General features: G+C 58.2%; 9 protein-coding genes. 4 read left to right on the forward strand and 5 right to left on the reverse strand.

All coding sequences use genetic code 11. The features are described 5' to 3' along the window. From AC1DXW_RS20560 to AC1DXW_RS20575, 4 genes are all read left to right on the forward strand, one after another. On the forward strand, positions 1–1341 hold the full coding sequence (locus tag AC1DXW_RS20560) for an HlyD family type I secretion periplasmic adaptor subunit (protein ID WP_477754737.1): 1341 nt from the start codon (positions 1–3) through the stop codon (positions 1339–1341). Position 1342: 1 nt separating this feature from the next. Beyond that, complete coding sequence (locus AC1DXW_RS20565) at positions 1343–2671, forward strand: TolC family outer membrane protein (RefSeq protein WP_477754736.1); 1329 nt, start codon at positions 1343–1345, stop codon at positions 2669–2671. Positions 2672–2917: 246 nt separating this feature from the next. After that, positions 2918–4048 carry a nitrilase-related carbon-nitrogen hydrolase gene (locus AC1DXW_RS20570; protein WP_477754735.1) on the forward strand — a complete coding sequence of 377 codons (1131 nt, stop codon included), beginning with the start codon at positions 2918–2920 and terminating at the stop codon, positions 4046–4048. 3 nt (positions 4049–4051) lie between these two features. Continuing rightward, positions 4052–5092, forward strand: a complete 1041-nt coding sequence (locus AC1DXW_RS20575; RefSeq protein ID WP_477754734.1) for an AraC family transcriptional regulator — start codon at positions 4052–4054, stop codon at positions 5090–5092. Positions 5093–5436: 344 nt separating this feature from the next. Here the strand turns inward: AC1DXW_RS20575 and AC1DXW_RS20580 are convergent, their stop codons facing one another. From AC1DXW_RS20580 to clpX, 5 genes are all read right to left on the reverse strand, one after another. Beyond that, complete coding sequence (locus tag AC1DXW_RS20580; protein WP_477754733.1) at positions 5437–6267, reverse strand: DUF2242 domain-containing protein; 831 nt, start codon at positions 6265–6267, stop codon at positions 5437–5439. Between the two features lie 203 nt (positions 6268–6470). Continuing rightward, a complete protein-coding gene (locus tag AC1DXW_RS20585; RefSeq protein WP_477760383.1) occupies positions 6471–8342 on the reverse strand; it encodes a SurA N-terminal domain-containing protein in 1872 nt (623 codons plus the stop codon). Positions 8343–8575: 233 nt separating this feature from the next. Continuing rightward, a complete protein-coding gene (locus tag AC1DXW_RS20590; protein WP_002552737.1) occupies positions 8576–8848 on the reverse strand; it encodes an HU family DNA-binding protein in 273 nt (90 codons plus the stop codon). A 149-nt stretch (positions 8849–8997) separates the two neighbouring features. Continuing rightward, complete coding sequence (lon, locus tag AC1DXW_RS20595; protein ID WP_104447853.1) at positions 8998–11394, reverse strand: endopeptidase La; 2397 nt, start codon at positions 11392–11394, stop codon at positions 8998–9000. Positions 11395–11554: 160 nt separating this feature from the next. Then, positions 11555–12838 carry an ATP-dependent Clp protease ATP-binding subunit ClpX gene (clpX, locus tag AC1DXW_RS20600; protein ID WP_007982210.1) on the reverse strand — a complete coding sequence of 428 codons (1284 nt, stop codon included), beginning with the start codon at positions 12836–12838 and terminating at the stop codon, positions 11555–11557. Positions 12839–12945: the final 107 nt, after the last annotated feature.

The following is a 12945-nucleotide window of genomic DNA, read 5'->3' on the forward strand; positions in this document are numbered from 1 at the left end:
ATGCAAATGAGCCAACACACCGAGATGATCAAAGCCGATACCCGGAGCATGGTAGATCTGGACGTCGGTAAACCCGCGCGATGGGGCGTGTGGCTGGTGCTCGCCGGCTTCGGCGGCTTCCTCCTGTGGTCCTGGCTGGCGCCGCTGGATGCCGGCGTGGTCGCGACAGGCACGGTCAAGGTCACCAACAATCGCAAAGCCGTGCAGCATCTGAGTGGCGGTACCGTGGAGGCCATTCTCGTTCGCGAAGGCGATTTAGTGACAAAAGGCCAGGAGGTGGTCCGCCTCGACTCGTTGCGTGCCGTTGCCGAAGAGGGTGCGGTCAGCGCCCAGTACATCGTCAGCAAGACGGTGGAGAACCGCCTGGAAGCGGAACGTGACGGTCGCGATGTGGTGAACTTCGATCCCGAGATGCTCACGCGCTTCAAGGGTGATCACCGCCTGGAGGCCGCCATGGACCTGCAACAGCGCCTGCTGGACACCCGGCGCGCCGGACTCGCTGGCGAAATCAGCATCCTGCAGGAAAACCTGGCAGCCTCGGCAGTGCAGCTCAAGGGCCTGCAGCAGGTCTATAGCGCCCGCGCCTCGCAGATCAGCTTCCTCAACCAGGAACTGCAAGGCACCCGCGTGTTGACGGCCGAAGGCTATGTGCCGCGCAACCGCCTGCTTGAGCTGGAACGCAGCAATGCCGACCTCTCCGCCGGCCAGGCCGAGAACCTCAACAACATCGCCCGCATACGTAGCCAGACCACCGAAATCAAGCTGCGCATCCTGCAGCGCCAGCACGATTACCTGAAGGAAGTCGAATCGCAGCTGACTGAAACCGCCAAGGAAAACACCACCCTGGCCGACCGCTTGCGCTCGCTCGACTATGAAGTGACCCACACGGTGATTCGTTCGCCGATCGATGGCATGGTCCAGGGCCTGAGCATTGCCACCGTCGGCGGGATCATTCAGCCCGGCTTCAAGATCATGGAAATCGTTCCGCTCAACGAACCGTTGCAGGTCGACGCGATGATTCCCGTGCAGGCTATCGACAAGATGGTCCCCGGCCTGCCCGTGGACATTTCCTTCCCGGCTTTCAACCATGCCAGGACGCCAAACATCCCCGGCCGCGTGAAGACCATTTCCGCCGACCGGCTGATGGACGAGGAAAGCAAGCAACCGTTCTATCTGGCTCAGGTGGAGGTCACGCCCGATGGCATGGGCCTGCTTGGCAGCAACCACATTCGCCCCGGCATGCCCGCCAGCGTCACCATCAAGACTGGCGAGCGCAACATGATCAGCTATCTTCTAAAACCAATGCTTGATCGTGTGGACAGCTCATTCAAGGAACAATGAGATGGAATGTCGTTGCCTGCTCTTCTGCCTGCTGGGGCTGTCCCTGCCGGCTGGTGCCATGGACCTCAAACAAGCCTGGGATCTGTTGCAGTTCCAGGGCCCTATCTACCAAGCCTCCGTGCATGAAAAAGAGGCTGGCGAGGAAAACCGCGCCATCGGCAAGGCCGGTCTGCTACCGCAGATCAATGCCTCGGGTTACCACAACAAGGTCAATGGCTCCCAAAGCCAGAGCGGCATCGACAGAGATCTCCATTACGACTCAAAGGGCGCTAACGTGCGCCTGCGCCAACCGCTGTTCAACAAACAGAAGATGGCCGAATACCGCCAGGGTCAGCAGCGTGCCGACTACAGCAACGCGGTGTTCGATGCCAAGACCCAGGACGCCGCGGTGCGCTTGTCCGAAAGCTATTTCGATGTGCTCCTGGCCAGCGAAACCATCGTCTTGGCCAAGTCCAAGCTGACCGCCTTCGAAGAGCAACTCGCTTCGGCGAAGCGGCGCATGGAGCTGGGGGCCGGCACCGTCACCGACATCGACGAGTCGACCGCTCGCCGCGACCTCGCCGAAGCCGAGCTGATCGAAGCGCAGGACAACCTGATCAACGCGCGCCGCAAGCTCGAGGAATATATCGGTGAAACCCCCGAGTCAGTGACCACCTTGCGCCCGAGCTTCGATACACCACCGCTGCTACCGAGCAGCCTGCAGGACTGGTTGGTCAAAGCCCAGACCGACAGCCCGCTGATTCATGCGCGCCGTTATAGCAGCGACCTCGCAGCAGAAGAAGTGAAGCGTGCCAGCGCCGGCCATTGGCCAACACTGGATTTCATTGCCGGCTACACCGCGGGTGAGAGCCAGTCACTCTCCGAGTTGAATCAACGCAACCACTACGGCTCGATCGGGCTGGAAGTCAATATCCCACTGTACAGCGGTGGCGGCGTCAGCGCGTTGACACGCCAGGCCAGTGCCAATAGCGATAAGGCCGTGGACGAACTCGACGCCGCGCGACAGGAAGTCATCACCGAAACCACCCGTGAGTATCAAGGCATTCTGAGCGGCGCCAAACGTATTCGCGCGCTGGAGAAGGCAGTGGAGTCCAACGAACGCTCACTGGCATCGTCACGCAAGGGCTTCAAAGAGGGCGGCACCAGCACCAACTCGGACGTCCTCAATGCCGAAGAGCTGCTCTTCGTTGCGCGCCACGATCTGTTCGAAGCCAAGGTGCGCTATTTGATGTCGCGCCTGCGCCTGGCCTCATCGGTGGGCAGCTTGGGTGACGACGATATCAACCAGATCAACGACTACCTCGGCCCGGAACTGCTGGTCACCAAATAACGCTAACCTGCCGGCCGGTCGAGCCAAATGATGGCTGACCGGCGTTCCCCTCCTCGATCCCCACCCCTTCAAATCAGCTCTCATTTAACCCGGTCCTTCGTTGTGGCATCTCGGCGCAGGACGGCAGCCGTTAGCGAAAAAAACGTCAACGCTGAAATTTGCCCACTAAGCCCTTGATTCCCTTTATGCTCGATTCAGTTCCTATTGAAAAGCCACGCCCGGCTCCAGGCTGTAAACTGTTTCCCCATGCGCAAACTTTTGTACCTGACATTTTCCATGGCGTTGCTCGCCGCCCTCACGACCTACGCGATGTGGGCCGCGGACCGGCCGGTGGGTCATTACCTTTCGGACCTGCGGATCAACCTGGCTGTCGACCGGGGCACGCCTGCGGACCGTGGCAATCTGTTGGGCGTCCAGCCCGAACTGTTTCCTACCGACTATCAAAGCCCCGAGCGCTTGCACCGCAAGCTCGCGGCCTATCTGCAAGCAGCCCGGGACCAGGGTTTGTTGAACGGCAAGACCGTCGTGGTGTTGCCGGAACACGTCGGTACATGGCTGATGGTCAGTGGCGAGAAGGATGAGTTGTATCAGGCCAGCACCCTCAAGGAGGCCATGAACTGGCTGGCGGTGAGCAATCCCCTGAAGTTCGCCAAGGCGTTGATCAGCGCCGAGGGTGGCAACCGCCTGGACGATGCCCACCTGCGCATGAAAGCCAAGGCGATGGCCAGAGACTACCAGGCATTGTTCGGAGGGCTGGCCAGGGAATTCCACGTGACGCTGGTGGCGGGCTCCATCGTGCTGCCCGAACCGAGCATCATCGACGGCACCTTGAAAATCGGCCGCGGCGCGCTGTACAACAGTAGCGTGGTGTTCAACAGCGAAGGCCTGCCGATCGGCCAGCCCCAGCGCCAGATGCACCCGTTCTTCGCAGAACAGAACGGGATCAAGGCGAACGGCGAGCACTCGCTCAGCGTCGTTGATACCCCTGCAGGTAGGCTGGGCGTATTGATCGGCCACGACAGCTGGTACCCGGAAAACTACCTCAAGCTCAACGACCAAAGCGTACAGCTGGTTGCAGTACCAGCCTTTGTGGCCGGCCGTGGCACTTGGGATCAACCGTGGCGCGGCTACAGGGGTTCGCCGGAGCCGGCATCGGTCAACTTGAAGCCTGGAGAAGTCAGTGAAGGCCAGGCCTGGCAGCGCCTGACCCTCACGACCCAGATACCGGCCAGTCAGGCTGTCGCTGGCATGAGTGTGTTCCTGCGGGGTCAGTTCTGGGATCAGGGCAGCGCCGGGCACAGTTTTCTCAGCAGTAACGGCCAGCACTTTGCCGACGGCAACGCCCAGGGTGCGCGTTTGCTGAACCTCTGGTTGTAAGCCATGAAACCGCAGCCGATGCGCCTCGGCGATCTGTCGGTGGGCTTTGTTCATAGCCTGGCCGATGCCGTGCGCAGTCATGGCGTCGATCCGCAGCCACTGCTCGATCAATACGGCCTCGATGCAGCACGCCTGAGCGAAGCCGGTGCCCGACTGTCGATACCGCGCTACATGCGCCTGGGCCACAGCGCCATTCAACTGACCGACAACCCGGCCCTTGGCTTGCGCATGGGTCAGCTCAGTCGCCTGAGCCAGATCGGTCTCGCAGGGGTTACCGCCGCCCAGGCGCCGACCGTACGTGAAGCCGCGCGCTGCCTGATCCGGTTCGAAGCCTTGTATGGTTCGAATTATCGGGGTCAATCAAGCTTTCACGAAGACGCCCAGGGCGCCTGGCTGCGTTTCTATTCGATCAGCCCCTATAACGCCTACAACCGCTTCGTGGTGGATTCGATCATCGCCGGCTGGTTGCAGCAACTGTCGAGTGTCAGCCCTGCCCCGCTGCGTGCCGAACGCATCGAGATCGAATTCGAAGAGCCCGGTTACCGCGCGGCCTATGACGTTTTAGGTGACTGTCCGATTCAGTTTGGCGGCGAGCGCAATCAACTGCGCTTGAGCCTGGTAAGTCTCGCCCAGCGCAACCCCGAGCATTGCCCGAGCACCTGGAGACATTTGCTGCAACTGTGTGAGCGGGAACTGGAACAACTGACACGCACCCGCAGTCTGCGTGAGCGCATCATCGCGCTGCTGGGACCGTTGCTCAGTGGTGGCCGGGAGCCTGACCTCCAAGAGGTGGCGGCACGCCTGAAGTTGCCCACCTGGACCTTGCGCCGCAAGCTCGCCGATGAAGGCACACAATTTCGTGCGATTCTCAACGACACCCGTCGCGACCTGGCCATGACCTACATACGCGACACCGAACTGGCGTTCGGAGAGATCGCCTACCTGCTGGGTTTTGCCTCAGCCGAAGCGTTTCAACGCGCATTCAAACGCTGGAACGGGCAGACACCCGGCGAATTTCGCCGCAGCCATCGCCAATCCGCCTGATGCCTACAACTCGGTAGCGTCTTCCGCCGGCTCCAGTGGGTCGAGTTCGAAAGCCTGGTACTCGAGCAGTTCTTCTTGATAATCGTCCATTTTTGAATCCCCCAACCCGTATTGAAAAACGTCTGAATAAATGACCCATTCCATGAGCATAAAGTGCCCGCGTGAAAGAAAAATGACGCGGATACGACACTCTGTCGCCACTGAATAAAACGTAGCAGTTGGTCAGGAATTTATCATTGGTTTTTTTCGCGGGAGACCGCAGAACAGCGGACTTGCTTGATGCGGGTCAATCTTTTGGCTGGTCACAGGATCGGGTCATTTGATCCGACCCTGTGGGGTCACCCTCACTGGCCGGAGACAGGCATCGCCGGAATGGGTTCGCTCGGCGGCGGCAAGTCACTCGGGTTCGACGGTGGCGTGACGATTTCCGGGGACGGTGCCGGCACTACACTCCCGGTCGGCGTGATCGGCGCCACTTCAGGAGGTGGGGCAACCGGCTCGGAGGCCGCAGGCGCCGCTTCAACGGGTACAGGTGCAGGGGCAGCTGCAGCAGGCTGTGTAGCGGGTACCGCTGCCGGTGCAGCCTTGGCTTCAGGCATGCCCAGGTCTGTTTTCGGCTTTTCGGTGATGTGCGCAGCCTTTTTCGCTTCCGGCGGCAGGAACAGCTCGACCAGTGCGAAGAAACGCTCGTAGAACTTGGCGGACGATACGGTTTCGCTGGCGACCTTGACCATCGAATCATCAGAGGAGCCGATCGGCATCGACACCGAGCCCAACACACCCACACCGAGACTGGCGGAGTTGTTGGTTTTCTTCAGTGCGTAACGATCCTGCAGGGCGTTGGCGAATACGGTCGCGTGGTGCCCTTCGCTGCCGTCATCGGTACAGACCACACTGAAGCTGATCTCCATGTGGTTCTCGCCGGTCTGCTGGAAGCTCTTGTGACCGCTGACCAGCTTCGAATCGTTGCTGGTGATAATGTAACCCTGGCTGAGCAAGGCACGACGGGCGGCTTCACAGCTCTGCGCATCGGTTACCGGATAGTTGCGGGAAAAGGTTCCGGAATCGTCGAAGTTCTCATGCTCGTAGATGGCGGCCTTGTTCGATGAACAACCGGCCGCAGCGGCAAGCATGGCTGCCAGCCCGACAACCCGCATGGGAAGTGATTTAAACATTGAACATCCTGAGGAAAACGGTTCGGGGCATATTGTGCAACAGATCGATGCTTAGCGGAGCATCGATCGTGTCTTAAAACGGTTACAGGCTGATTGACCCCGGTTTTGCGGAAAAGTCACCGCAGCAAATGACGTACGGCCAAATAAAAAGACCCCGGCCTTTCGGCCGGGGTCTCCTGTGCAGCGCTAAACCTGGTCAGCCATCAGTAACGCTTGATGTCCGCCTGGCTTTCCAGCTGCTTGCGATAAGCCGCAAAGTCTTGCTGGCCGATGCGGGAAGCGAGGTAGCGACGATACTGTGCTTTCTCGTCCTCGGTCGGCGCCGCTGCTTCGTTCACGCCATTGAGGCGCACGATCATCAGACTGCCATCAGCCAGCGTCACGCTGGTGAAGGTCGGCTTGTCCTTGGCCGCAGGCTTGGCCATGCGGAACAGCGCTTGCAGCACCGCTGGGTCAACACCTTCCTGAGCGCGGGTCGCCGCTTCGGTGACTTTCCAGACCTGGCCACCTATCGCCTGATCCAGCGGGGTCTTGCCATCGCGCAGGCTGGCAATCAAGGCTTCAGCCCTGGTCTTGGCATCGGCGCTGGCGTGCTCCTTGGCCAATTGCACACGGATCGCGGCAGAAACGCTTTCCAGCGGCAATTGCGAAGGCTTCAGGTGCTCCTTGGCACGCAACACGACCACGGTTTCCGGATCGAGCTCGATGGCGGTGCTGTTCGCCCCCTCATCCAGCACTTCCGGGCTGAACGCAGCAGTGATTACGGCACGGTTGGCCGCAATACCCTCACCGCCTTCACGACCGAATGGCTTGGACGTCTGGACGGTCAGTTTCAGGTCCTGCGCTGGCTGAGCCAGATCGGACGATTCGAACGAGGCGTCTTCCAATTGCTTGCTCGCCTCAACGAAACGCTGCTCGACCTGCTGGGTTTTCAGACCACGGGTCAGCTTGTCTTTCAGACTGGCGAACGTTGGCACTTCTGGAGCTTCAACGCCCAACAGCTTGATCAGGTGGAAACCGAAGTCGGTACGAACCGGCCCCGAGACCTGGTCCTGGCCCAACGAATACAGGGCTTTTTCGAACGCTGGGTCGTAGACGCCAGGACCGGCATAACCCAGGTCACCACCGTTGTTCGCCGAACCTGGATCCTGGGAGAACTCCTTGGCCAGCGCCTCGAATTTCTCACCCTTGGCCAGACGGGCCTGAATTTCTTCGATCTTCGCCTTGGCTTGCGCCTCGGTGGTCTTGTCGTTCACTTCAATCAGAATGTGCGCAGCCCGACGTTGCTCGGACAGGTTCGCGATTTCTTTCTGATAGGCCGCTTGCAGGTCTTCGTCGTTGACGCTGACCTGGTCGAAGAAGGAAGCCTTCTTCAGCTCGAGGTAATCGATGACCACCTGATCCGGCGTCATGAACTCCTTGGCGTGTTCGTCGTAATAAGCCTTGACCTCATCGTCGGTCAGCTTCACAGCCGCCAGGTCGGCCTTGATGTTCAGGGAGGCGAAATCGCGGGTCTGTTTTTCCAGACGGGCAAACGCCAGCACCTGTGCATCGGTCACGAAACCGCTACCTGCCAGGCCGGCACGCAGCTGACCAATCAGCATTTCCTGGGCCAGCATCTGGCGGAATTGCATGCGGCTATAGCCGAGTTGGCGAATCACCTGGTCGAAACGCTCGGTGCTGAACTTGCCATCAACCTGAAACTCTGGTGTTTGCAGGATGACCTGATCAAGCGCCGCTTCGGAGAAAGCGAATTTTGAGTTTTCTGCGCCTTGCAGCAGCAGTTTGCGATCGATCAGGCCCTTGAGCGCCGATTCGCGCAACATTTTTTCATCCAGCAAGGATGCATCGAAATCCTTGCCCAGCTGTTGCATGAGCTGACGGCGTTGCATATCGACCGCCTGGCTCAGCTCGTTCTGGCTGATTTCATCGCCATTGACCTTGGCCGCATCATTACTGTGCGACGTGGCCTTGAAAATGGCGTCGAAACCGGTCAAAGCCATCAGAACAACGATGACCCCGATAATAGTCTTGGCAATCCAGCCTTGTGAATTGTCCCTGATATTCTGCAGCATGCGTCCCCCAGAAACGGTTGAACTTCAAAATTAGGCAACCGTGGAGCGTGGGTAGAGTCCGGATAGAAGAAAGGCGCATCCGAGGATGCGCCTTCTCGTAACTGGCGGAGCGGATCGAGGGCTCGAACTGGCGACCCTCGGTGTCTTGAACCGGCGACCTGCAGTCAGGACTGCCGCTCCGCTGCCAAGTCAGGCATGACCCCGACCCGGATGGGTAAAAACCTGAATCGAACTTAGTTGACAGCTTCTTTCAGTGCTTTACCGGCTTTGAAACCTGGTTTTTTGGCGGCTGCGATTTCCAGCGTCTTACCGGTCTGTGGGTTACGACCAATGCGAGCTGGACGATCGGTTACGGAGAAAGTACCGAAACCAACCAGAACAACAGAGTCGCCAGCCTTGAGAGCGCCAGTGACGGATTCGATTACAGCGTCCAGCGCACGGCCAGCAGCAGCTTTCGGGATATCAGCGGATGCAGCGATAGCATCAATCAGTTCCGACTTGTTCACTCTAAGTCCCCTTATATCTATTTGAGTATGATTCTAAGTTTTTTTGGTGAAAGCAAAAACGAGTGCTGAATGGCCTACAGACACTTAAGAGCCGCTTTATAACAAGGGCTCTAAAAAGCTGTCAAGAAAGCCCCCCAGGCAAATACGTACTAATGCGTGCTAATTCTTTCCTTAGAATCTGCGTCGCGTTTCTCATCCTTCGCGACTATCTCCGGAGCCACATCCGGCAAGGGCTCCGGCGCGTATTGCAGCGCAATTTGCAGGACCTCGTCAATCCATTTAACCGGTTTAATCTGTAGATCCTGCTTGATATTGTCCGGAATCTCTTTGAGATCGCGCACATTTTCTTCAGGAATGATCACGGTCTTGATTCCGCCACGATGGGCAGCCAGCAGTTTTTCTTTCAAGCCGCCAATGGCCAGTACCTGGCCACGCAGAGTGATTTCGCCAGTCATGGCGACATCTGCGCGAACCGGAATACCGGTCAAGGCCGAAACAAGGGCCGTGCACATGCCCACACCGGCGCTAGGACCGTCTTTCGGGGTCGCCCCTTCCGGCATATGGATGTGCGTGTCGCGCTTCTCATGGAAGTCCAGGGGAATGCCCAGGCTCTTCGCCCGGCTGCGAACAACGGTCAAGGCTGCGGTGATCGACTCGACCATCACGTCACCCAGGGAACCGGTCTTGATCAACTGGCCCTTGCCCGGCACGACAGCGGCTTCGATGGTCAGCAATTCGCCGCCCACTTGAGTCCACGCCAGTCCGGTCACCTGACCGATCTGATCCTGCTGCTCGGCCAGGCCGTAGCGGAATTTGCGCACGCCCAGGAAGTGCTCCAGCATGTCTGCGGTCACCTTCACCGAGAAGCGTTTTTCCAGCGCGTGCTCCTTGACGGCCTTGCGGCAAACCTTGGCAATCTGACGCTCCAGCCCACGCACACCGGCTTCACGGGTGTAGTAGCGGATGATGTCGCGGATCGCTTCTGCGTCAAACTCCAGCTCGCCTTTCTTCAAGCCGTTGGCCGTGATCTGCTTTGGCGAAAGATATTTGACGGCGATGTTGATCTTCTCGTCTTCGGTGTAGCCTGGCAGACGGATCACTTCCATCCGGTCCAGCAACGCCGGCGGGATGTTCATCGAGTTCGAGGTGCACAGGAACATCACATCGGACAAGTCGTAGTCGACTTCCAGATAGTGATCGTTGAAGTTGTGGTTCTGCTCGGGATCGAGCACTTCCAGCAACGCTGATGCCGGATCGCCACGCATATCGCTGCCCATTTTGTCGATTTCATCGAGCAGGAACAGCGGATTGCGGACACCCACTTTTGTCATCTTTTGAATCAATCTTCCTGGCATCGAACCGATGTAAGTACGGCGATGGCCACGAATTTCCGCTTCATCACGCACGCCACCGAGGGCCATGCGTACGAATTTGCGGTTGGTGGCGTGAGCAATCGACTCCGCCAGGGACGTTTTACCCACCCCGGGAGGACCGACCAGGCACAACACCGGACCACGAATTTTCTTCACGCGTTTTTGCACGGCGAGGTATTCGAGGATGCGCTCTTTGACTTCTTCCAGGCCATAGTGGTCGGCATCCAGAATGTCTTCTGCACGCGCCAGATCCAGGCGCACTTTGCTCTGGGCCTTCCACGGCACCTGAACCAGCCAGTCGATGTACGAACGCACCACGGTCGCTTCCGCGGACATCGGCGACATTTGCTTGAGCTTGTTCAGTTCGGCCGTGGCCTTGGCCAGCGCGTCTTTTGGCAGGCCGGCGGCATCGATACGCTTTTTCAGCTCTTCGACTTCGTTGTGACCTTCATCGCTGTCGCCGAGCTCTTTCTGAATGGCCTTCATCTGCTCATTCAGGTAGTACTCGCGCTGACTGCGCTCCATTTGTTTTTTGACGCGACCGCGAATGCGTTTTTCGACTTGCAGCAGATCGATCTCGGCATCCAGCAACGCCAGAACGTGCTCGACCCGGGCCGACAAATCGATGATTTCGAGGATTTCCTGCTTCTGTTCGATCTTCAGGGCCATGTGCGCGGCCATGGTATCCACCAGGCGGCCTGGCTCATCGATGCTGTTGAGCGATGACAGGACTTCAGCCGGGACTTTCTTGCCCAACTGCACATATTGCTCGAACTGGGATAGCAGACTGCGTACGAATACTTCCGACTCGCGCTCTGGCGCGTCGACTTCGTCGATCAGGGAGACTTCGGCACGGCAGTGGCCGTCCACTTCGCTGAAGCGCTCAACGGCGCCCCGCTGCTCACCCTCGACCAGAACCTTGACCGTACCGTCAGGCAGCTTCAGCAGCTGCAGAACGGTGGCAATCGTACCTACGCGATACAGGGCATCTTCACCGGGATCGTCATCAGCCGGGTTTCTCTGGGCCAGCAGAAGAATCTGTTTGTCACCCGTCATCGCAGCCTCGAGGGCTTCGATGGATTTCTCGCGTCCCACGAACAGCGGGATAACCATGTGCGGATAAACCACGACATCACGCAATGGCAGGAGAGGCAATTCGATGGTTGTCTTCATGATTTCGCCTCTACGGCGGCCGTAAGGCCGGAAACAGATGGAAGTAAGCTTGAAACCAAGATGGGGGCAGCCTTCAAAAAAAACAAGCACAAAGACTGTGTAAAACGCGCAAAAAGCAAAGGGGCCCGAAGGCCCCTTCTTTATACCGGCTGCGTGACGCTTAAGCGTCTGGCGCGGCCTTGGCGGTCGGCTCACTGTTTTCGTAGATATACAGTGGCTTGGACTTGCCTTCTATCACGCTTTCATCGATCACTACTTTGCTCACCTCCGATTGCGAGGGGATTTCATACATAGTGTCGAGCAATACACCTTCGAGAATCGAACGCAGGCCACGGGCACCGGTTTTACGCTCCAGGGCACGCTTGGCGACCGATTTCAGTGCGTCGGAACGGAATTCCAGATCAACGCCTTCCATCTCGAACAGCTTGGCATACTGCTTGGTCAGAGCATTTTTCGGCTCGGTGAGAATCTGCATCAATGCAGCCTCGTCAAGCTCGTCCAGCGTGGCAAGTACCGGCAGACGACCGACGAATTCCGGGATCAGACCGAACTTGACCAGATCGTCAGGCTCGACTTCACGCAGGGACTCACCGACTTTCTTGCCTTCTTCCTTGCTGCGCACTTCTGCATTGAAGCCGATGCCGCCCTTGGTGGAACGGTTTTGAATAACCTTTTCCAGACCAGAGAACGCACCACCGCAAATGAACAGGATGTTACGGGTGTCGACCTGAAGGAATTCCTGCTGCGGATGCTTACGACCACCTTGAGGCGGAACGGAAGCGACCGTGCCTTCGATCAACTTGAGCAGGGCCTGCTGCACGCCCTCACCGGATACGTCCCGGGTGATCGACGGGTTGTCAGACTTGCGCGAAATCTTGTCGATTTCATCGATGTAGACAATACCCATCTGGGCTTTTTCCACGTCGTAATCGCATTTCTGCAGCAACTTCTGAATGATGTTCTCGACATCTTCACCCACGTAACCCGCCTCGGTGAGGGTGGTTGCATCAGCGATGGTGAACGGAACGTTCAGCAAGCGGGCCAGTGTTTCGGCAAGCAGGGTTTTACCCGAGCCTGTCGGGCCGATCAGCAGGATGTTGCTCTTGCCGAGTTCGACGTCGTCATTCTTTTTGTCACGCTGATTCAGGCGCTTGTAGTGGTTGTACACCGCTACGGCCAGAACCTTTTTCGCACGCTCCTGACCAATCACATACTGATCAAGGATGCCGCTGATTTCTTTAGGCGAAGGCAATTTATGCGCGCTGCTTTCGGCCTGTGCTTCCTGCACCTCCTCGCGGATGATGTCATTGCACAGGTCGACGCACTCGTCGCAGATAAAGACCGAGGGGCCGGCAATCAATTTGCGTACTTCATGCTGGCTTTTGCCACAGAAGGAGCAATAGAGCAGCTTGCCGTTGTCCTCGCCGTTGCGGGTGTCAGTCATTCGTTCGATCCAAATCCGATAGGCTTGCAACACAAGATGAAGGCTATTGCGGGCTTTTTCAAGCCCGCTGGTGATCGGACCCGCCGACCAGCCCTATTTTGAGCTGC

The organism is Pseudomonas sp. P4_C4 (assembly GCF_056402055.1).